The following is a 21,849-nucleotide window of genomic DNA, read 5'->3' as shown; positions in this document are numbered from 1 at the left end:
CACTCTAGACCGCAAACCTTACTATTCTGTAGGTAATATTTCGACGATTGGAGGAAAATTGCATGAAAGACGTTGTTATCGCCGGAGCAGCCCGGACGCCGATGGGCGGATTCCAGGGCATGTATGACGGGGTGACGGCTGCAGAGCTGGGCGGCGCGGCAATCCGGGCAGCTTTGCAGCAGGCCGGATCCGCCACGGCTGACGAGGTCCTGATGGGCTGCGTCCTGCCCGCGGGCCAGGGCCAGGCCCCCGCACGCCAGGCTGGGTTCGCTGCCGGCCTGGGTGAAGAGGTGCCGGCCACCACGCTCAACAAGATGTGCGGCTCCGGCATGAAGGCGGCAATGATCGCCTTCGACCAGATTGCCCTGGGCCACGCGGACACGATGATTGCCGGCGGCATGGAAAGCATGACCAACGCGCCCTACATGCTGCCCAAGATGCGCGGCGGCGCCCGTATCGGCCACGGCCAGGTGATCGACCACATGTTCCTGGACGGGCTGGAAGACGCCTATGACAAGGGCCGTCTGATGGGCACTTTTGCCGAGGACTGCGCCGAAAAGTACCAGTTCACCCGCGAAGCCCAGGACGAATACGCGCTGAAGTCCCTGTCCAACGCGCTGGAAGCGCAGGAAAGCGGCGCCTTTGACGGTGAAATCGCGCCAGTGACCGTGAAGACTCGCAAGGGCGAAGTGGTGACGGATGCGGATGAGCAGCCGAAATCGGCGCGCCCGGAAAAGATCCCGACGCTGAAACCGGCTTTCCGCAAGGATGGCACTGTGACCGCAGCCAATGCGTCTTCCATTTCCGACGGTGCCGCGGCGCTGCTCCTGGCCTCTGCCGAGGCGGCCGAGGCGCAGGGCCTGAAGGTCCGCGCCCGCGTTCTCGGCCACGCCAGCCATGCCCAGGCGCCGGGCTGGTTCACCACCGCACCGGTGCCGGCCGCCCAGAAGCTGCTAAAGTCCATCGGCTGGACCGTCGAGGACGTCGATCTGTGGGAAGTGAACGAGGCCTTTGCCGTGGTGCCGATGGCCTTCATGCATGAAATGGGCATCTCGCGCGACAAGGTGAACGTGAACGGCGGCGCCTGCGCGCTGGGCCACCCGATCGGCGCTTCCGGCGCGCGGATCATGGTCACCCTGCTGAACGCGCTGGAAAAGCGCGGCCTGAAACGCGGCGTTGCCGCGATTTGCATCGGCGGCGGTGAAGGCACGGCCATTGCGATCGAGCGGGTGTGATCTTCACCTTTGAGAAATACTCTCGGGGGTGAATTGACCGTGAGGTCAAGAGGGGGCAGACAGCCCCCTCAATACGTTTCAGGAGAGCTGCACATGCAGGTTGATTACGAAACCCTGGCCAAGACCATCGCGGCGCTGACCGAAGGCGAAACAGATGAGGTGGCGCTGATGGCCACCGTGGCCTGCGAGGTTCACCACGCGGACGGCCGCTTCAACTGGACCGGCTTCTACCGCGCGGTTGCGCCAGAGCTTCTGAAGATCGGGCCCTATCAGGGCGGCCATGGCTGCCTGCAGATCCCTTTCTCCCGCGGCGTTTGCGGCGCCGCCGCGCGTACCGGCCAGGCGCAGCTGGTGCCGGATGTCGATGCCTTCCCGGGCCATATCGCCTGTGCCTCCTCCACCCGCTCGGAACTGGTGCTGCCGGTTTGGAACGGCGCCGGGGGGCTGATCGGGGTGTTTGACATCGACAGCGACCAGCCCGATGCCTTCACCCAGGAAGACGCTGACCAGCTTGAGGCAATCCTGCGGCAGGTGTTCAGCCGCGGCTGATTCGCATGTCTAAGGCTTTGCCTCCGGCCTCGCGGCCTTATCCCAAGGGGCTGTAGACCAGAAAAAAAGCCGCCCGGCGCCTGAAGGCGCTGGGTTTTTTCATGGCATCCTTCCGGTTCGTGAAAAAATGCTTGGAAATTTCACGAACTCGGTCCATCGTGAAAAACGAGAGGATTTTTTCACGAAGCGGGGAGAGGGCCGGTGAACGATCAGACGGTGGCAACGGCGACACTGGGGGCGGATATCCGGGCCTTGCGCAAGGCGCGCGGGCTGACCCTGTCGGATATTGCCGCGATGCTGAACCGCTCGGTCGGCTGGCTGAGCCAGGTAGAGCGCGACATGTCCGAGCCCTCGATCTCCGACCTGCGGCAGATTGCCGAGGCGCTGGGCGTGCCGATGTCGATGCTGTTTGCCCACTCCGGCGCCCCGGCAGATGAACATGGGTATATTGTGCGTGCCGGCTCCCGTCGGCCGATGGGCTCCGGCGAGGAAGGGCTGATCGAAGAACTGCTGTCGCCGGACCTGACCGACGATTTCGAGATGGTGCATTCCACCTTTCAGCCCAAATCGCGGATGCAGACGCCGGCCAACCGGCCGACACAGGAGGTCGGCTACATGATCTCGGGCAGGCTGGACCTGCTGATCGGTGGCCGCAGCTTTACTGCCGGTCCTGGCGACAGCTTCCGGATCAAGCATGAGCCGTATCAATGGTCGAACCCGTACGACGAGCCCGCGGTGGCCGTCTGGGTGATCGCGCCGCCGGTCTACTAGGAGGAAGACGATGATCAAGGGATCCTGTCTCTGCGGCGATATCCGTTTTGAAACCGCGGCCAAACCGCAGAATGCCTCGATGTGCCATTGCAGCCAGTGCCGCAAGCAGTCGGGCGGCATCTGGGCCTCTGCGCAGGTGCGCGACGAGGAGCTTGCCATCACCGGTCCGGTGAGCTGGTTCGAGGCAACGCCGCAGGCCAAGCGCGGCAGCTGCCCGCGCTGCGGCTCCTTCCTGTTCTGGAAGGGGACGGGGGAAGACACCACCAGTTTCGCTTTGGGCGCTGTCGACGGGAACACCGGTCTCAGCGTCGAAAAGCACATCTTTACCGCCTCCAAGGGCGACTACTACCGGATTGCGGACGGCGTGCCGCAAGAAGACTGAGACTAGGGAGCGAACATGTCTGATTTTCCATCCAAGGCCCGTGTGGTCATCATCGGCGGCGGCGTCGTCGGCTGCTCATCGCTTTATCATCTGGCCAAGAAAGGCTGGACCGATTGTGTGCTTCTGGAGAAGAACGAGCTGACTGCTGGCTCGACCTGGCACGCGGCCGGCAATGTGCCGACTTTCTCGACGTCCTGGGCGATCATGAACATGCAGCGCTACTCGACCGAGCTTTATTCAGGCTTGGCCGAAGAGGTCGACTACCCGATGAACTACCATGTTTCGGGCTCGATCCGCCTTGCACACACCAAAGAGCGGATGCAGGAATTCGAACGCGCCATGTCCATGGGCCGCTATCAGGGTATCCCGATGGAGATGTGGACCCCGGAAGAAACCAAGGAGCACTATCCGTTTCTAGAGACCCATGACCTGGCAGGGGTTCTCTATGACCCGACCGATGGCGACATCGACCCGGCACAGCTGACCCAGGCCCTGGCCAAGGGTGCGCGCGACATGGGCGCAAAGATTCTGCGTTTCACTCCGGCGACCGGTGTGACCCAGCACGAAGACGGCACCTGGACCGTGCACACCGAGAAGGGCGGCATCGACTGTGACTATGTGGTGAATGCCGCCGGTTACTACGCGCAGCGCGTGGGCGAGATGTTCAAGCCCTACGGCGGCCGTACCGTGCCTGCCATGGTGATGGAGCACCAGTATCTGCTGACCGAACAGATCCCCGAGGTCGAAGCCTGGTCGAAGGAACACGGTGGCAAGCTGCCCCTGATCCGCGACGTGGATGTGTCTTACTACCTGCGTCAGGAAAAGCACGGCTACAATCTCGGCCCTTATGAGCCGAACTGCAAAGGCCACTGGCTGACCGAAGACGATCCGATGCCCGAGGACTTCTCGTTCCAGCTGTGGCAGGAAGATCTGGACCGGATCGAGGATATCGTGACCGATGCGATGGAACGGGTGCCGCTGATGGCGTCCTCCGGTGTCTCCAGCGTGATCAACGGCCCGATCCCCTACGCCCCCGATGGCCTGCCGATGATCGGCCCGATGCCGGGTGTGAAAAACGCGTTTGAGGCCCACAGCTTCACCTTCGGCATTGCCCAGGGCGGCGGTGCAGGCAAGGTGCTGGCCGAATGGATCGTCGATGGCCACACCGAGTGGGATATGTGGGCCGTCGATCCGCGCCGCTACACCGACTACACCGACCAGGACTACTGCAACCAGAAAGGCATGGAAGTTTACGGCAACGAATACTCCATGCATTTCCCGCACCACGAGTGGCCGGCCGCGCGCGACAAGAAGGTCAGCCAGGTCCATGCTAAAATCAAAGAACTGGGCGGCGTGATGGGCGCCTATAACGGCTGGGAACGCGCCAACTGGTTCGCACAGCCGGGTGACGACACCTCCGAGGAAGCCACCCACACCTGGGGCCGCTCCGGCCCGTGGCAGCAGCGCATCCAGGAAGAATGCGAAGCGGTCCGCGACGGCGTCGGCGTGCTGGACCTGCCGGGCTTCTCCCGCTTCAACCTCGAAGGCGAAGGCTCCGCGGAATTCCTGCGCGGCCTGGTGACCGGCGGCCTGCCAAAAGTGGGCCGGATGAACCTCGTTTACTTCTCGGACGACCGGGGCCGTATCCTGACCGAGATGTCCTGTGTCCGTCATGGCGAAGACCACTTCACCATGATCACCGCAGGCTCGGCCCAGTGGCACGACTTCGAGATCCTGAAGAAGGCGCTGCCCGCAGGCCTGACCCTGACCGACCGCACCACCGAGTTCGCGACCATGATCGTCACCGGTCCGAAATCGCGTGAGCTGTTTGCAGGTATTTCCGACGCCGACCTGTCGCTTGGCTGGCTGACCCACCAGGAAGCCACCGTCGCGGGCAAACCCGCCTTCCTGGCGCGGGTGTCCTTTGCCGGCGAGCTGGGCTGGGAGGTGCACTGTGCCAACGAGCACCAGCCGGCAATTTATGATGCCTTGCTCACAGGCGGTGCCAAGCCGTTCGGCATGTATGCACTGAATTCCCTGCGCATCGAGAAGGGCTACCGCACCTGGAAGGGCGACCTCAGCACCGACTACTCGCTGCTGGAAGGCGGGCTGGAGCGGTTCGTCAAACTGGATAAGCCGCAGGATTTCCCGGGCAAGGCCGCGATCCAGAACGAAAAGCAGCAGGGCGCGAAGAAGTCCTTTGTGACCCTGATTGTCGAAGCTGGCGAGGCAGACGCGCCTTACATGTCCTGCATCTGGAAAGATGGCGAGATCGTGGGCGAAACCACCTCCGGCGATTGGGGCTACCGCGTGAACGCCTCCATCGCGCTGGGCATGGTGCGCCCTGAGCTGGCCGTTCCGGGCACCGAGCTTGAGGTGGAAATTTACGGCGAGAAGTGCCGCGCGGTGGTTCAGAAAGACGAACCGCTGTGGGATCCGGCCAACGAGCGCCTGCGCGCCTGATGTGCTACGGTCGGCCCGTCACGCTTAATTCAGGAGGCTTCAGCGATGGCCCAGATGATGAAAGGCGTCTGTTTGACCCGGCATGGCGGGCCGGATGCGCTCGAATGGCGTGAAGATATTCCTGTTCCGGTCCCTGGGCCGGGGCAGGTGCTGGTCAAGGTTCTGGCGGCCGGCGTCAACAACACCGACATCAACACCCGGATCGGCTGGTATTCGTCAGATGTGACGGGGGCCACCGATGCGGTCGGCGATGACGCAGAGGTCGAGGCCGGCGGCTGGGGCGGCGCCCTGAGCTTCCCCCGCATCCAAGGCGGCGACCTGTGCGGCGTGGTGGTTCAGACCGGCCCTGGTGCCGGTGGCATCCGCGTGGGGCAGCGGGTCACCAGCCAGATCAATATTCCCCGGCCGCAGCCGGACAACCCAGTGGCCTTTGTCGCCCTGGGGTCAGAGCTTGACGGTGCTTTCGCGCAATACTGCCTGACTGACGCGGCAGAGCTGTTCGACGTCAGCGCCTCTCCCCTGTCAGATACCGAGATTGCGGCCATGCCCTGTGCCTATGGAACCGCCTGGAACCTGCTGCACCGGGCCGGTGTCTCTGGCGGCCAGCGGGTGCTGGTGACTGGCGCTTCCGGCGGGGTCGGGCTGGGTGCGGTGCAGCTGGCGGCCCATCTTGGTGCGCAAGTGACCGGCCAGACATCGCCCGCCAAGGCGGAGGCGGTGACCGCGATGGGGGCGGGCAGCATCATCGGCCGCGGGGAATCCCCAGAACCGGGCAGTTTCGATGCCGTCATCGACGTGGTCGGCGGCCCGGCCTGGCCCGCGCTGATACAGGCGCTGCGGCCCGGCGGGCACTACGCGGTCTCCGGCGCCATTGCCGGCCCGATCGTCACAGCGGACCTGCGCGAGATTTACCTGCGCGACATCACCATCCACGGCTGCACCTTCTCCCCGCGTGCGGTCTTTGCCGAACTGGTGGAGCTGATAAATTCCGGCGCAATCCGCCCCTTGGTCTCGGCAACCTACCCCCTGCAGGGCATCGCCCGGGCGCAAGCCGATTTCATGAGCAAGGCGTTTCCGGGCAAACTGGTCCTGATTCCCCCGCAGGAGGCCCCATGACAGAAATCATCCTCCTTGACGGCTCGATCGGGCAGGAGGTCGTCAAACGGTCCGGCGACCGGGCAACGCCTCTGTGGTCAACCTCCGTGATGATCGAAAAGCCGAGTGTGGTTGGCGGCATTCATGCCGACTACTTTGCTGCCGGGGCCACAATTGCCACCATGAACACCTATGCGGTGCTGCGCGACCGTTTGGCCCGCGCCGGGATCGAGGAGCATTTCGAAGAATTGCTGGCCAAGGCCGCTGCACAGGCAACCGCTGCACGGGACGCCCACGGATCGGGCCGCGTTGCTGCTGCGCTTGGGCCGCTGATTGCATCTTACCGCCCGGACATCTGCCCGCCGCACCAGGAGGCCGCACCTGTCTATGCGGAGCTTGTCCAGCTGCTGGAGCCGCAGGCGGATCTGTTCCTGATCGAAACCGTGTCCTCGGTCGAACAAGCCAGGGGCGCCTTGCTCGGCTGCGCCGGCACGGTCAAACCGGTGTGGCTGGCAGCTTCAGTTTCTGATGAGGACGGAACGCTGCTGCGCTCTGGCGAGCCGCTGGCAGACCTCGCGGCGGTGGTTGAGGAATTCCAGCCGGAGGCGGTTCTGCTCAACTGTTCGCGCCCCGAGGTCGTCGGCGCAGGCCTGGAAATCGTGAAGAGCTTCGGCAAGCCCTTCGGCGCTTATGCCAACGGCTTCACCCGGATATCCGAGGGCTTCCTGCAGGATGCCCCGACCGTGGACGCGCTGGAGCAGCGCCAGGATCTGAGGCCCAGGGCCTACGCGGAATTTGCCATGGGCTGGGTTGCCCAAGGCGCTACCATCGTCGGCGGCTGCTGCGAAGTCGGCCCGGACCATATTGCCGAACTGGCCCGCTGCTTGCGCGCGGCCGGGCATCGGATCGTCTGACCAGGGGAGGGGATCAGCATGGCAGCTCCGGAAAAACTGAAAGCGGCAGACCCGGCCCGGGTCTGGCACATCGACATCATCGTCACCGAAGGTTTTGTGCTGATCGAAATGTCCGCAATCCTCGAGGTGCTGCGGATCGCCAACCGTGTGCTGGCCCAGCCGCCGTTCAAATGGACCGTCCGCTCTCTGCAGGGCGGCCGGGTGGGTTGCCGGGCGGGTCTCAGCGTGGATACTGAACCCTTCGCGGCCAAACCGGACGCGGATTTCGCCTTCTTCCTTGGCAACTCGGACCCGGATCATCCTGGCCTTAGTCTCGGACGGGTGATTTCCAGCTACACCTGCCGCGATATCAAGGTCTATCTTCTGGCGGAGGCCGCTGCCCGCTATATCCGCGACCAGGGCGGCGCCGCCGGGCGGCTGACGACCCATTGGGAAAACTCCGCCCTGCTGCGCGAGCGGATGGGATTGAATGATTCCAGCCATGCGCTGGCCAGCGAGGACGGGCCGGTTGTGACCTGCGCCGGCATGGGGTCCACTGTCGACATCATCCTGGCGCTGGTCGGCAGGCTCACCTCTGCGGCGGCACAGATGACCGTGGGCAACATCATGCTGCACGAACAGGTGCGCGACTTCTCCTCGCTGCAGCCCTTTGCCGGCGCCAAGCCGACGATCACCGGTGACAGCGACCTGGACCATTGCATCCGCATCATGCAGGACAACATCGAGGAGCCGGTGCCGATCAGCGACATCGTCGATGAACTGGGCATTTCCACCCGCTCTCTGGAGCGCAAGTTCCGGACCTTCCTGGGAACCACTCCCAATGGGTTTTACCGGGAAATGCGGCTCTCCAAGGCCAACAATCTCCTGCTCAATACCACCATGAGCGTCCGCGAGATCGGTCTTGCCTGCGGCTTTCCGAACGGATTCTCCAGCCTTTACAAGAGCTTCTTTGGCATCACGCCCTTTGCTCTGCGCAAGCGCCGCCGACTGGGCGAGGACAGCCCGGAAAAAATCCTCAAGGTCGGAGAATAGCCTCGGGAGTCTGGCGTTTTTGATGCATTTTGCGCCGCCTATTCATGATAATCAGGCGCAAACTCTCATTCAGGAGCGATGATATGAGCGATCTTCCCAACAAGGCCCGCGCGGTGATTATCGGCGGCGGTGTGATCGGCTGCTCGGTGGCCTACCACCTGACCAAGCTCGGCTGGAAGGATGTGGTTCTGCTGGAGCGCAAGCAGCTGACCTCCGGCACCACCTGGCACGCCGCGGGCCTGATCGCCCAGTTGCGTGCCACTGCCAACATGACCAAACTGGCAAAATACAGCCAGGAGCTCTACGGCTCGCTGGAGGAGGAAACCGGCGTCGCCACCGGCTTCAAGCGTTGCGGCTCGATCACCGTGGCCCTGACCGAAGAGCGCAAGGAAGAGATCTTCCGCCAGGCCGCCATGGCGCGCGCGTTTGGTGTCGAAGTTGAGGAAATCTCTCCCGAGGAAGTCAAAGCCCGCTACGAGCACTTGAATGTGGGCGACGTGACCGCCGGCGTATGGCTGCCGAAGGACGGGCAGGGCGATCCGGCCAACATCGCGCTGGCCCTGGCCAAAGGCGCCCGCCAGCGCGGCGCGCTGGTCAAGGAGCGGATCAAGGTCACCGGCATCTCCAAAAACGGCCGCCGCGTCACCGGCGTTGACTGGGTCAGCGATGATGGCCAGTCCCAGGGCCACATCGAAGCCGACATGGTGGTGAACTGTGCCGGCATGTGGGGGCATGAGGTCGGCCGCATGGCAGGCGTCAACGTGCCGCTGCACGCCTGCGAGCACTTCTACATCGTGACCGAAGGCATCGAAGGCCTGACCCAGATGCCGGTGCTGCGGGTGCCGGACGAATGCGCCTATTACAAGGAAGACGCCGGCAAGATCCTTTTGGGTGCCTTTGAACCCAACGCCAAGCCCTGGGCTATGAAGGGCATCCCCGACAGCTTCGAGTTCGACCAGCTGCCCGAGGACTTCGACCACTTCGAGCCGATCCTGGAGGCCGCCTGCAACCGTATGCCGATGCTGGCCGAGGCCGGTATCCACACCTTCTTCAACGGCCCGGAATCCTTTACCCCGGACGACGCCTACCACCTCGGCCTGGCGCCGGAGATGGACAACTTCTGGGTCGCCGCTGGCTTCAACTCGATCGGCATTCAGTCCGCAGGCGGCGCCGGCATGGCGCTGGCGCAGTGGATGGAAGACGGCCAGAAGCCGTTTGACCTCGGCGATGTGGACATCTCCCGCATGCACCCGTTCCAGGGCAACAAGCACTACCTGTTCGAGCGTTCGAAAGAGACCCTGGGCCTGCTTTATGCGGATCATTTCCCCTACCGCCAGAAGGCCACGGCCCGCGGCGTGCGCCGCACCCCGTTCCACTACCACCTCAAGGAACAGGGCGCCGTTTTTGGCGAAATCGGCGGCTGGGAGCGCGCCAACTGGTTTGCAAACGAAGGCCAGGAGCGCGAGTACCAGTACAGCTGGAAGCGCCAGAACTGGTTCGAAAACTCCGCCGCTGAACATCGCACTGTGCGGGAAAACGTCGGCATGTACGACATGTCCTCCTTCGGCAAGATCCGCGTCGAAGGCCCGGATGCGGAAAAGTTCCTGAACTACATCTGCGGCGCCAATGTCTCGGTTCCCGCGGGCAAGATCGTCTACACCCAGTTCCTGAACTCCCGCGGCGGGATCGAGGCGGATGTGACCGTCACCCGCCTGAGCGAGACCGTCTATCTGGTGGTGACACCGGCGGTGACCCGCCTCGCCGACCAGACCTGGATGATGCGCAACAAGGGCGGTTTCAACGTCGTGCTCACCGATGTGACCGCAGGCGAGGGCGTGCTGGCAGTGATGGGTCCGAACTCCCGCGAACTGCTGCAGAAAGTGTCGCCCAATGATTTCTCCAACGAGGTGAACCCCTTCGGCACCGCGCAAGAGATCGAACTGGGCATGGGCCTCGCCCGTGTGCACCGGGTGACCTATGTGGGTGAGCTTGGCTGGGAAATCTATATCCCGGCAGAGATGTCCGGCCATGCCTTCGAAACCCTCTGGGAGGCGGGCCAGGATATGGGGCTCAAGCTCTGCGGCATGCACATGATGGACAGCTGCCGGATCGAGAAGGGCTTCCGCCACTTCGGCCACGACATCACCTGCGAGGACAATGTGATCGACGCGGGCCTCGGCTTTGCGGTCGCCGCCGGCAAGGACGACTTCATCGGCAAGGCCGCGGTGCTGGAGCGTAAGGAAACCGGCCCCAAGAACCGCATGGTTCAGTTCAAGCTGACCGATCCCGAGCCGCTGCTGTTCCACAACGAGCCGATCATCCGCGACGGCAAATATGTGGGCTATCTCAGCTCCGGCAACTACGGCCACACCTTGGGTGCCGCCATCGGCATGGGCTACGTACCCTGCGAGGGCGAAAGCGCAGCGGATGTGCTGGGCTCCACCTACGAGATCGACGTCTGCGGCGTGAAGGTGAAGGCCGAGGCCTCGCTGAAGCCGATGTACGATCCGAAATCGGAGCGGGTGAAGGCCTAAGCACCTCTCCAGTGCAATCACCTGCCCGTATCACGCCCCGGACAAAGCGCCGGGGCGTTTTTCATACTTGTCTCTGCGGGGGCAGCGCCGGGTTCTGCTGCAACGTTTGCCCCGGTTTCGCGGCCCAGCCGCGCAGCCCCTCTTGACCCCGCCGGAAATCCCTTGGAGAAATCCATAAAAAGCCTTGTGCGGCAGGGGTAAACAGGTAGGTTGCTTGTCCCGGCCACTGACACGGGCCTGACGAAGAGGATTTGGGACATGAAGATCAGCATCGAACGCGGCACGCTTCTCAAGGCCGTGGCCCAGGCGCAGTCTGTGGTCGAGCGCCGCAACACCATTCCGATTCTGGCGAATGTGCTGATCGAAGCCGAGGGCGACAGCGTCCAGTTCCGCGCCACCGACCTGGATATCGAGGTGGTCGACAAGGCCCCCGCGCAGGTGGAGCGCGCCGGCGCCACCACCGTGGCCGCCACCACCCTGCACGAGATTGTCCGCAAGCTGCCCGACGGCGCGCTGGTCACCCTGACCGCCGACGCCGCAACCGGCCGCCTGGCGGTCGAGGCCGGGCGCTCCAACTTCTCGCTGGCGACCCTGCCGCGCGAGGATTTCCCGGTGATGGCGTCATCGGAATATCACTCGAACTTCGCCGCCAAGGCGGCCGTGCTGCGCCGCCTGTTCGACAAGTCGAAATTCGCGATCTCCACCGAGGAGACCCGCTATTACCTGAACGGTGTCTACCTGCACGTCTCCGCCGGTGCCGAAGGCGGCAAGGCGCTGCGCGCTGTGGCCACCGACGGCCACCGCTTGGCCCGTATCGATGCCGAGCTGCCGCTGGGTGCCGAGGACATGCCCGGCGTGATCGTGCCGCGCAAGACTGTGGGCGAGCTGCGCAAGCTTCTGGATGATGACGACATGGACATTGCGGTCTCGGTCTCGGAAACCAAGGTGCGCTTTGCCACCCCGAACATCACCCTGACGTCGAAGGTAATTGACGGCACCTTCCCCGACTACACCCGCGTGATCCCGGCCGGCAACACCCGCCGTCTGGAAGTGGACGCTGCCGAGTTCGCACAGGCCGTTGACCGGGTTGCCACCGTTTCCTCCGAACGCTCCCGCGCGGTGAAGCTGCAGCTGGAAGAGGACCGCCTGATCCTGTCGGTGAACGCACCCGACAGCGGCGCCGCCGAGGAAGAGCTGGCCGTCGCCTACAATGACGAGCGGCTGGAAATCGGCTTTAACGCAAAGTACCTGCTGGAAATCGCCAATCAGGTGGACCGCGAGAACGCCGTGTTCATGTTCAACTCCTCCGGCGATCCGACCCTGATGCGTGAAGGCAACGACGAAAGCGCCGTTTACGTCGTGATGCCGATGCGGGTCTGACGCGCCTGACGGCGCTGCCTCCCCTTTCGGCGGCAAGGCCGCCTGCCGGGCAGCGGGACGCGAGTATTTTTAGAAAGATGAAAAGGGAGCGCGCCGCGTGCTGGCCCTGACCGCCTTGACCCTGTCCCATTTCCGCTCGCATTTGCGGGCGGAATTGCATTTGGACGGGCGTCCGGTGGCCATTTACGGCAACAACGGCGCGGGCAAGACCAACATTCTGGAAGCGGTGTCGCTGTTCTCCCCAGGCCGCGGCCTGCGCCGGGCCAGCGCAGCGGAGATGGCGCGCCAGCCGGAGATGCTGGGCTGGAAGCTGAAGGGCGAGCTGCGGACGCCTTCGCAGACCTATGAGGTGGAAACCTGGTCCGAAGGCGGCAATGCGCGTCAGGTGAAGATCGACAACAAATCCGCGAGCCAGCTGGCGCTGGGGCAGGTGGCGCGCGTTGTCTGGCTGATCCCGGCGATGGATCGGCTGTGGATCGAAGCCGCCGAGGGGCGGCGGCGGTTTCTGGACCGGATCGCGCTCAGTTTCGAGCCTGGTCATGCCGAGGCCTCGCTGGCTTATGAAAAGGCGATGCGCGAGCGTAACCGGCTGCTGAAGGAACAGATCCGCGACGCTGCCTGGTACAAGGTGCTGGAAGACCGGATGGCCTCCGCCGGGCACCGGATTCATGCCGCGCGGGTGCAGGCGGTGGAGCTTCTGCAGCAGGCACAAGCGGAGGCGGAAACAGCCTTTCCCGCTGCCGAACTGGAATTGATGCAGTCGGAGGGCAGCATGCCGTCCTCGGAGGCTGATTTCAAAGAGGCGCTGGAAGAAAGCCGGTTCCGAGATCTGGCGGCGGGCCGCACCCTGGTGGGGCCGCACCGCACGGATTTGATTGGCACCTACCGGGCCAAGGGCATCCCGGCCAGGGATTGCTCCACCGGCGAGCAGAAGGCGCTGCTGGTGTCGCTGATCCTGGCCAATGCGCGGGCATTGGCCGAGCGCGAGGGCGCGCCGCCGATCCTGCTGCTGGATGAGGTGGCAGCGCATCTGGATGCCGCACGCCGCGCCGCGCTGTATGACGAGATTTGCGCCTTGGGAACCCAAGCCTGGATGACGGGCACCGGCCCTGAGCTGTTTGCGGAGCTGGGCGGCCGGGCGCAAGTGCTGGAAGTGTCGGAAGCCGAAGGTGTGTCGGAGGTTTCCCGGAAATGACCGTGACGCCTTGGGATCTGGCGCTCTACGCCGGCGCCTTGCTGATCCTGTTCCTTACTCCCGGCCCGGTCTGGCTGGCGCTGATGGCGCGCTCGGTTTCCGGCGGGTTCCCGGCGGCTTGGCCGCTGGCGGTTGGCGTCGCCTGCGGTGACATCTTCTGGCCACTGATCGCGGTGGCAGGCATGTCCTGGGTGGTCTCGGAATTCGAGGGCATCATGACCGTGCTGCGCTGGGTTGCCTGCGCGATGTTCCTGGGGATGGGATACCTGCTGATCCGCCATGCCGGCGACGCGGTGGAGGAAAACCGCGCCCTGACCCGTCCCGGCATCTGGGCCGGCTTCATGGCTGGCATCGCGGTGATCCTCGGAAACCCCAAGGCGATCCTGTTCTACATGGGCGTGCTGCCCGGGTTCTTTGACCTGTCGGGCATCTCCTGGAGCGACGTGGCGGCGATCGTCACCCTGTCCTTCCTGGTGCCGCTTCTGGGCAACCTGGCGCTGGCGGGGATGGTGCACCGCGTGCGCCGCGCGGTGACATCCACCCGGATCCGGCGGCGGATCAACCTGGTCTCCGGCGGGCTTCTTATCTGCGTCGGGCTGGTGATCCCGTTCACCTAGGGGGCGGGCTGCAGCCAGGCCTGAAGGTATGGCGCCAGCGCCTTGGCGGGCGGCGTTTCATCATCGTGTTCCATGCAGAACCACACGCCCAGGACGTGGTTCAGGAAAGCTTGAATGCCTTCGGCCAGCAGTTCCGGCGGCTGATCGCGGCGGATCCGGCCTGCTGCCTGCAGAAGCTGCAGCCAGCGGGTCAGCAGGGCAACCTGGCGGAGGAAGCCTGCGGTGACCACTTCGTCCGGTTCTGCCGCCGTGGTGCCGGAGTAGCGCAGCAGCAGATCGAAGATCACCCGGTCCTGGCCGACGTAGTCCAGATGCGGCGCCAGCCGGGCGGTCAGTTCTGCCGCATCCTGGGGGGCGCCACCTGCCTCCATACCGTCCAGAAGGCGCATGACCTCATCCCCGATCAGCACGGCCAGCAGCCCGTCCTTGTCCTTGAAGTGCGAAAACAGGGTGCCCTTGGCCACACCGGCGCGGGCGACCACATCCTCCACCCGCAATCCGCTGTAGCCCTGCTCCTGTATGATGGCCGCTGCCACCTCCAGCAGTCTTGCCCTGGTTTCCAGCCGCCGTTTCTGCGGTGCACGTGTCATGTCTCAGCCTCAAGATCTCTTTTATTGACCACGGTCACTTTTGTAATTGACCGCGGTCATTTTCTGATTCAATAAAGTGACCACGGTCAACTTAGCTAATGGAGAGTGAAATGTCTGCCCGGAAAATCCTGATTCTGAACGGCCATCCGGCTGCCAATACTTTTACCGGGGCGCTTTGCGGTAGCTATGCGTCTGCCGCTGACAGCGCCGGTCATGATGTGCGTCAGCACAAGCTGTCGCAGCTGGAGTTCGATGCAGATTTCGGACAGGCCGGGTTTTCCGGCGCAAAGAAGCTGGAACCCCAAATTGAAGCGGTGCTTTCGGATTTCGAATGGGCCGACCATGTGGTTGTTGCCTTTCCCCTGTGGTGGGGTGGCCTGCCGGGTAAATTGAAGGGGCTGTTCGACCGGATCCTGCTGCCCGGCCGCACCTTTGATCCCCGCATTGTCACAGATGGCCTGCCCAAGCCGCTTCTGACAGGAAAGTCAGGGCGGGTCCTGATTGCGTCAGACACGCCGCCCGATTTGATGGTGCAGTTCTACGACAATGCTGCACATGTTCAGATGGAACGCCAGATCCTGAATTTTGTGGGAGTTGACCCAGTTGAGACCTGCCATTTCGGCGCTTTGCAGGGGTCAAGCAGCGAGGAGCGTGAAGCCTGGCTCCGCACGGCTGCGGAACTTGGAGCGCTGGGTGCATAATCGTCTGATAGGCCCATGAAAAAAGGGGGCTTGCGCGTGACAATCCCGGTCAGGTTTCGTATAAAATCCCGAAGCAAAGACAGGAAGATGTGAATGTCCGGAAACGAGCAGGCCCCCGCAGAATATGGCGCGGATTCCATCAAGGTTCTCAAAGGGTTGGAGGCGGTCCGAAAACGCCCCGGCATGTATATCGGGGACACGGATGACGGCTCGGGCCTGCACCACATGGTGTACGAGGTCGTGGACAACGGCATCGACGAGGCGCTGGCGGGCCACGCCGACCACGTGACGGTCAAGATCCACGCCGATTCCAGCGTCTCCGTCAGTGACAACGGCCGCGGCATCCCGGTGGATATCCACGCCGAGGAAGGCGTGTCGGCAGCCGAGGTCATCATGACCCAGTTGCACGCCGGCGGTAAGTTTGACTCGAACTCCTACAAGGTGTCGGGCGGTCTGCACGGCGTGGGCGTGTCGGTGGTGAACGCGCTGTCCGACTGGCTGGAACTGCGCATCTGGCGCAACGGCAAGGAGCACGTCGCCCGGTTTGAACGCGGCGACACGGTCAAGCATCTGGAAGTGGTGGGCGATTGCGGTGACCAGACCGGCACCGAAGTCCGCTTCATGGCGTCGACCGATACATTCTCGAACCTGGAGTATTCTTTCGAGACGCTGGAAAAACGCCTGCGCGAGCTTGCCTTCCTGAATTCCGGCGTGCGGATCATTCTGGAAGATGAGCGACCGGCAGAGAAACTCTCGGCAGAGCTGTTCTACGAGGGCGGCGTCAAGGAGTTCGTCAAATACCTCGACCGGCATAAGACTCCGGTGATGGAGGCTCCGGTCTATATCGTGGGGGAAAAGGACGACATCGGTGTAGAAATCGCCATGTGGTGGAATGACAGCTACCACGAGACCGTGCTGCCTTTCACCAACAACATCCCCCAGCGCGACGGCGGCACCCATGTAGCGGGCTTCCGCGGCGCGCTGACCCGGACCATCAACAACTACGCACAGACGTCGGGGATCGCCAAGAAGGAGAAGGTCTCCTTCACCGGTGACGACGCCCGCGAGGGGCTGACCTGTGTTCTGTCGGTCAAAGTGCCGGACCCGAAATTCTCCAGCCAGACCAAGGACAAGCTGGTCTCCTCCGAGGTGCGCCCGGTGGTCGAAAGCCTGATGGGCGAAAAACTGGCCGAATGGTTCGAGGAAAACCCGAACGAAGCCAAGCAGATCGTCGGCAAAATTGTCGAGGCTGCTCTGGCCCGCGAGGCTGCCCGCAAGGCGCGCGAACTGACCCGCCGCAAGACCGCGATGGACGTGAACTACCTGGCGGGCAAGCTCAAGGATTGCTCTGAGAAAGACCCCTCCAAGACCGAAGTGTTCCTGGTCGAGGGTGACTCGGCCGGCGGCTCCGCCCAAACCGGGCGGGACCGTATGACCCAGGCAATCCTGCCCCTGCGCGGCAAGATCCTGAACGTGGAGCGCGCGCGCTTTGACCGGATGCTGTCGAGCCAGGAGATCGGCAACCTGGTGATGGCGCTGGGCACCGGCATCGGCCGCGATGAGTTCAACATCGAAAAGCTGCGCTACCACAAGATCGTCATCATGACCGACGCCGACGTCGACGGCGCCCACATCCGCACCCTGCTGCTCACCTTCTTCTACCGGCAAATGCCGGAGCTGATCGAGGGCGGTTACCTCTATATCGCGCAGCCGCCGCTCTATAAGGTCGCGCGCGGCAAATCCGAGGTCTATCTCAAGGATCAGGCGGCGTTGGATGATTACCTGATCAACCAGGGCGTCGACGGTGCGGTTCTGAAACTGGGCGACGGCTCCGAAATGGCCGGCGCCGACCTCACCCGCGTGGTGGAAGAGGCGCGCCAGCTCAAGCGTGTGCTGGATGCCTTCCCGACCCATTACCCGCGCCACATCCTGGAGCAGGCCGCAGTGGCCGGCGCCTTTGTGCCCGGCGCCGTGGATTCCGACCTGCAGGGCGTGGCCGACAAGGTTGCCGCCCGCCTGGACGCCATCGCGCTGGAGTATGAGCGCGGCTGGCAGGGCCGGATCACCCAGGACCACGGCATCCGCCTGGCCCGCATCCTGCGCGGCGTCGAGGAAGTCCGCACCCTGGACGGCCCGATGCTGCGCTCCGGCGAAGCCCGCAAGACCGGCAGCTTCACCCAGAGCCTGCAGGAAGTCTATGGCACCACCGCGCAGTTGGTCCGCCGCGACCGCAGCCAGATGATCCACGGCCCGCTTGGCCTGTTGAAAGCGATTCTGGAAGAAGGCGAAAAGGGTCTCACCCTGCAGCGCTATAAGGGTCTCGGCGAAATGAACCCCGATCAGCTGTGGGAGACCACACTCGACCCGGATGCCCGCACCCTCTTGCAGGTGCGCATCGACGATATGGTAGAGGCGGATGATCTGTTCACCAAACTGATGGGCGACGTGGTGGAGCCGCGCCGCGAGTTCATCCAGAAGAACGCTCTCAGCGTCGAAAACCTGGACTTCTGAAAACTTCTAACCATCTGAAAAATTTTGATTTCTGAAACGGCGCGTGCTCCTGCACAGGGCGCGCGCCGGCTTTTTCGGCCTGCTGCGTTCGATCATGTGTCTCTCGGCCGCCCGGCCCGGCTCAGGCAGTTAACTGTTCTGCGGGCCGCACTGGCGCGGCTGTGGTGCGGTGAAAATACAATTTCGATTTTTTGAATATTTAGTTTTTCAAATCAAACACCTGCGAAATGATTCAGATCAAGGTCCGGGGAGCCGTGCTTTTACATGGTGGCGCTGGCAGGACCGAACCCGGTAGGTCGTAAATATGAATCAAAAATGCCTTTTGATTATGATTCGGCTTTGTTGAGTTAAGGTGGTTCTGCCTGCACCAGCCTTTCGCGGGCGTTCCGCGTGGATTTAGTGTAGAATAAATTAGCTAAGGAGGACGCTTATGTCCGAACAGCCAACCAAAGCCGAAGAGCGGAATACCTTTCTGTTCCTCGCTGTGATCCTGGCGCCGGTTCTGGCAGTGGGAATCGTCGGCGGGTACGGTCTGATGATCTGGATCTCGCAGATCTTCCTGGGGCCACCCACCGGATAAGAGCCCAGTCCGATGCCAGCACATGCCAGCACAGCCCCTTCGCGGCGCGCCTTCCTGACCGGAAGGGTGTCCCGCCCGGATCCGGAATTCCGCCCGCCCTGGACGGATGAGGCCCGGGTGCAGGCCCATTGCACCAGCTGCAATGCCTGCGTGGAGGCCTGCCCGGAAAACATCATCGAATTCGACAGCCGCAACCGCCCGCGGATCAGTTTCCGGGGCGGCGAATGCACCTTCTGCGCCGCCTGCGCCGAAGCCTGCCCGGAGCCGGTGTTCGATCTGGAACTGCCCGCGCCCTGGCCGGTGACGGTGGAGATCACCGGCAGCTGCCTGAATGCGGCTGGCATCGCCTGCCAGCTGTGCACGGACATCTGCGACCCGCGCGCCCTGCGGATGGACCTGTCGGTCCGCCCGGTCGGCGCCATCCAGGTGGACGCTGACGCCTGCACCGGCTGCGGCGCTTGCCTGTCCACCTGCCCCAGCAACGCCATCGCGATCAGCGACCCCCGCCAGAAAAGGATGCCTGCGTGACAGAAGAAATCCATATCTCCAGCCTGCTGGTGCGCAGCAACCCGGCGCAGATGGAGGCCGTTCTGGCCGAAATCAAATCCATGCCGCGCGCCGAGATTTCGCAAACCGACCCCTCGGGCAAGATCGTCGTGCTGTTCGAAGCGGACAGCGACCGGGCCATCGGTGACGCGCTCGCCAAAATTCAGCTTCTCGACGGTGTCGCCAGCGCGGCGCTTGTCTTCCATCAAACCTGCGATGCGCAGGACCTCGCCATTGAAGAAGGAGTCCCCCAATGACCGGACTTACCCGCCGTGACGCCATCAAGGCGCAGGCAGCTGCAGCCGCGGCCCTTGCCGCCGGCCTGCCGATCCCCGCGGCCGCGCAGAACCTTGTCACAGACGCAAATGTGACCGAACTGAAATGGTCCAAGGCGGCCTGCCGATTCTGCGGCACCGGCTGCTCGATCATGGTCGCCACCAAGGCTGGCCGTGTGGTCGCCACCCACGGCGACACCCAGGCCGAGGTCAACCGCGGCCTGAACTGCGTCAAGGGCTACTTCCTGTCGAAGATCATGTATGGCGCCGACCGCCTGACCACGCCGCTGCTGCGCAAGACCAACGGCGAATATGACAAGAACGGCGAATTCACCCCGGTCAGCTGGGATGAGGCCTTCGACATCATGGCCGAGAAGTGGAAGAAAACCCTGGCCGAGAAAGGCCCCGAAGGCATCGGCATGTTCGGCTCCGGCCAGTGGACCGTCTGGGAAGGCTATGCGGCCTCCAAGCTGATGAAGGCGGGCTTCCGCTCCAACAACATCGACCCCAACGCGCGCCACTGCATGGCCTCGGCCGTGGGCGGCTTCATGCGCACCTTTGGCATCGACGAGCCGATGGGCTGCTATGACGACTTCGAGAACGCCGACGCCTTCGTGCTGTGGGGCTCGAACATGGCAGAGATGCACCCGATCCTGTGGACCCGCATTACTGACCGCCGCTTCAGCCACCCGCATGTCAAGGTGGCAGTGCTGTCGACCTTCACCCACCGCAGCTTCGATCTGGCCGATATCCCGGCGGTGTTCACCCCGCACACCGACCTGGTGATGCTGAACTACATCGCCAACTACATCATCCAGAACGGCGCGGTGAACGAGGATTTCGTGTCCAAGCACGTCAACTTCAAGCGCGGTAACCAGGACATCGGCTATGGCCTGCGTCCGGAGCATCCGCTGGAGCAGATGGCCGAGAACGCGGACAAGGCCGGCGGCGCCTCGGATATGACGTTTGAGGAATTTGCCGAGTTCGTTTCCGAATACACGCTTGAAAAAGCAGCGGAAATGTCCGGTGTTCCGGCAGAGACGCTGGAGAAGATCGCCAAGCTTTACGCCGATCCGGATACCAAGGTGATGTCGCTTTGGACCATGGGCGTGAACCAGCACACCCGCGGTGTCTGGGTCAACAACATGATCTACAACATCCACCTGCTGACCGGAAAAATCTCCACCCCCGGCAACTCGCCGTTCTCGCTGACCGGCCAGCCCTCGGCCTGCGGCACCGCCCGCGAAGTTGGCACCTTTGCCCACCGTCTGCCTGCCGACATGGTGGTCAAGAACCCGGAACACCGCGCCTATGCCGAAAAGATCTGGAAGCTGCCCGAAGGCACCGTGCCCGGCTGGGTCGGCGCCCACGCGGTGAAGCAGAACCGCGACCTGAAGGACGGCAAGATCAACTGCTACTGGGTGCAGGTAAATAACAACATGCAGGCCGCCCCCAACATGATGGAGGAAGGGCTGCCGGGCTACCGCAACCCCGACAACTTCATCGTGGTGTCGGACGCCTACCCGACGGTGACGGCAGAAGCCGCCGACCTGATCCTGCCCGCCGCCATGTGGGTGGAAAAGGAAGGTGCCTACGGCAACGCCGAGCGCCGCACCCAGTTCTGGTATCAGCTGGTCAACGCGCCGGGTGAATCCAAATCCGACCTGTGGCAGCTGGCGGAATTCTCCAAGCGCTTCACCACTGACGAGGTTTGGCCGGCGGAGATCCTGGACGCCAATCCGGACTACAAGGGTAAGACCCTGTTCGAGGTGCTGTTCGCCAACGGCAAGGTCGACCAGTACGAGCTGAGCGATAAGGCCAAGGAATACGGCAACCACGAATCCGAGGACTTCGGCTTCTACATCCAGAAGGGCCTGTTTGAGGAATATGCCGAGTTCGGCCGCGGCAAGGCGCACGACCTGGCGCCCTTCGACACCTACCACGAGGTGCGCGGCCTGCGCTGGCCGGTTGTGGACGGCAAGGAAACCCAGTGGCGCTTCAAAGAAGGCTACGACCCCTATGTTAAGCCGGGCTCGGATTTCGAATTCTACGGCAAGCCCGACGGCAAGGCAGTAATCTTTGCGCTGCCCTACGAGCCGCCGGCGGAAAGCCCGGATGAGGAATACCCGATGTGGCTGGCCACCGGCCGAGTGCTGGAGCACTGGCACTCCGGCTCGATGACCCAGCGGGTGCCGGAACTGTACCAGGCGATCCCGGATGCGCTCTGCTACATGCACCCGGACGACGCCAAGGAGCAGGGCTTCCGGCGCGGCACCGAGGTGCGGGTGATCTCGCGGCGCGGCGAAATCCGCACCCGGATCGAAACCCGCGGCCGCAATAAGCCGCCCAAAGGCTTGGTCTTTGTGCCCTGGTTCGATGCGCGCCGGCTGATCAACAAGGTCACGCTGGATGCCACCGATCCGATCTCGAAACAGACGGACTTCAAAAAATGCGCAGTCCGTATCGAAGCAGTGTGAGG

At 63.3% G+C, this 21,849-nt stretch carries 19 protein-coding genes; 18 read left to right on the top strand and 1 reads right to left on the bottom strand.

Annotation, left to right across the window (positions count from 1 at the left end; translation table 11 throughout):
- Positions 1–62: 62 nt before the first annotated feature.
- From LHL23_RS18430 to LHL23_RS18375, 12 genes are all read left to right on the top strand, one after another.
- Positions 63–1,235, top strand: a complete 1,173-nt coding sequence (locus LHL23_RS18430; protein WP_222476533.1) for an acetyl-CoA C-acyltransferase — start codon at positions 63–65, stop codon at positions 1,233–1,235.
- A 93-nt stretch (positions 1,236–1,328) separates the two neighbouring features.
- Positions 1,329–1,784: a GAF domain-containing protein gene (locus LHL23_RS18425; protein ID WP_226431015.1), complete on the top strand. Its 456-nt coding sequence runs from the start codon at positions 1,329–1,331 to the stop codon at positions 1,782–1,784.
- Positions 1,785–1,985: 201 nt separating this feature from the next.
- A complete protein-coding gene (locus tag LHL23_RS18420) occupies positions 1,986–2,555 on the top strand; it encodes a helix-turn-helix domain-containing protein (protein WP_226431014.1) in 570 nt (189 codons plus the stop codon).
- A 10-nt stretch (positions 2,556–2,565) separates the two neighbouring features.
- Positions 2,566–2,937 (top strand): GFA family protein, encoded by a 372-nt coding sequence (locus LHL23_RS18415; protein ID WP_222476529.1) that lies wholly within the window; start codon positions 2,566–2,568, stop codon positions 2,935–2,937.
- A 15-nt stretch (positions 2,938–2,952) separates the two neighbouring features.
- A complete protein-coding gene (locus LHL23_RS18410; protein WP_226431013.1) occupies positions 2,953–5,400 on the top strand; it encodes a GcvT family protein in 2,448 nt (815 codons plus the stop codon).
- 45 nt (positions 5,401–5,445) lie between these two features.
- Positions 5,446–6,516: an alcohol dehydrogenase family protein gene (locus LHL23_RS18405; protein WP_226431012.1), complete on the top strand. Its 1,071-nt coding sequence runs from the start codon at positions 5,446–5,448 to the stop codon at positions 6,514–6,516.
- Positions 6,513–7,409, top strand: coding sequence for a homocysteine S-methyltransferase family protein (locus LHL23_RS18400; RefSeq protein ID WP_226431011.1), 897 nt, complete (start codon positions 6,513–6,515; stop codon positions 7,407–7,409). The genes LHL23_RS18405 and LHL23_RS18400 overlap by 4 nt, the downstream gene beginning before the upstream one ends.
- Before the next feature lie 18 nt (positions 7,410–7,427).
- Entirely contained in the window at positions 7,428–8,441 is a 1,014-nt protein-coding gene (locus LHL23_RS18395) for a GlxA family transcriptional regulator (RefSeq protein WP_226431010.1), read from the top strand.
- An 83-nt stretch (positions 8,442–8,524) separates the two neighbouring features.
- Positions 8,525–10,975, top strand: coding sequence for a GcvT family protein (locus LHL23_RS18390; protein WP_226431009.1), 2,451 nt, complete (start codon positions 8,525–8,527; stop codon positions 10,973–10,975).
- Between the two features lie 258 nt (positions 10,976–11,233).
- A complete protein-coding gene (gene dnaN / locus LHL23_RS18385) occupies positions 11,234–12,355 on the top strand; it encodes a DNA polymerase III subunit beta (protein WP_065267974.1) in 1,122 nt (373 codons plus the stop codon).
- A 97-nt stretch (positions 12,356–12,452) separates the two neighbouring features.
- Complete coding sequence (gene recF, locus LHL23_RS18380; protein ID WP_226431008.1) at positions 12,453–13,550, top strand: DNA replication/repair protein RecF; 1,098 nt, start codon at positions 12,453–12,455, stop codon at positions 13,548–13,550.
- The gene (locus tag LHL23_RS18375) at positions 13,547–14,167 is read left to right on the top strand and encodes a LysE family translocator (RefSeq protein ID WP_222476517.1); all 621 of its coding nucleotides are present in this window, start codon (positions 13,547–13,549) and stop codon (positions 14,165–14,167) included. The genes recF and LHL23_RS18375 overlap by 4 nt, the downstream gene beginning before the upstream one ends.
- On the opposite strand, the gene LHL23_RS18370 is transcribed toward LHL23_RS18375, so the two are convergent.
- Positions 14,164–14,757 (bottom strand): TetR/AcrR family transcriptional regulator, encoded by a 594-nt coding sequence (locus LHL23_RS18370; RefSeq protein WP_226431007.1) that lies wholly within the window; start codon positions 14,755–14,757, stop codon positions 14,164–14,166. The genes LHL23_RS18375 and LHL23_RS18370 overlap by 4 nt on opposite strands.
- Positions 14,758–14,867: 110 nt before the next feature.
- Here LHL23_RS18370 and LHL23_RS18365 point away from each other — a divergent pair, with 110 nt between their 5' ends.
- The 6 genes from LHL23_RS18365 (at position 14,868) to napA (ending at position 21,847) form a co-directional block, all read left to right on the top strand.
- A complete protein-coding gene (locus LHL23_RS18365) occupies positions 14,868–15,458 on the top strand; it encodes an NAD(P)H-dependent oxidoreductase (RefSeq protein ID WP_226431006.1) in 591 nt (196 codons plus the stop codon).
- A 93-nt stretch (positions 15,459–15,551) separates the two neighbouring features.
- Positions 15,552–17,969 (top strand): DNA topoisomerase (ATP-hydrolyzing) subunit B, encoded by a 2,418-nt coding sequence (gene gyrB / locus LHL23_RS18360; protein ID WP_226431005.1) that lies wholly within the window; start codon positions 15,552–15,554, stop codon positions 17,967–17,969.
- A gap of 430 nt (positions 17,970–18,399) precedes the next feature.
- The gene (napE, locus tag LHL23_RS18355; RefSeq protein WP_039185196.1) at positions 18,400–18,549 is read left to right on the top strand and encodes a periplasmic nitrate reductase, NapE protein; all 150 of its coding nucleotides are present in this window, start codon (positions 18,400–18,402) and stop codon (positions 18,547–18,549) included.
- Positions 18,550–18,561: 12 nt separating this feature from the next.
- Positions 18,562–19,077: a ferredoxin-type protein NapF gene (gene napF / locus LHL23_RS18350; RefSeq protein ID WP_226431004.1), complete on the top strand. Its 516-nt coding sequence runs from the start codon at positions 18,562–18,564 to the stop codon at positions 19,075–19,077.
- On the top strand, positions 19,074–19,352 hold the full coding sequence (locus LHL23_RS18345; protein WP_222476508.1) for a chaperone NapD: 279 nt from the start codon (positions 19,074–19,076) through the stop codon (positions 19,350–19,352). The genes napF and LHL23_RS18345 overlap by 4 nt, the downstream gene beginning before the upstream one ends.
- Positions 19,349–21,847, top strand: coding sequence for a nitrate reductase catalytic subunit NapA (gene napA, locus LHL23_RS18340; protein ID WP_222476507.1), 2,499 nt, complete (start codon positions 19,349–19,351; stop codon positions 21,845–21,847). Before LHL23_RS18345 ends, napA begins: the two co-directional genes overlap by 4 nt.
- Positions 21,848–21,849 lie beyond the last annotated feature (2 nt).

The sequence above is a fragment of the Leisingera sp. McT4-56 genome, from assembly GCF_020514995.1.
GTDB lineage: Bacteria > Pseudomonadota > Alphaproteobacteria > Rhodobacterales > Rhodobacteraceae > Leisingera > Leisingera aquaemixtae_A.
This window is presented reverse-complemented; position numbering and strand designations above follow the sequence as displayed.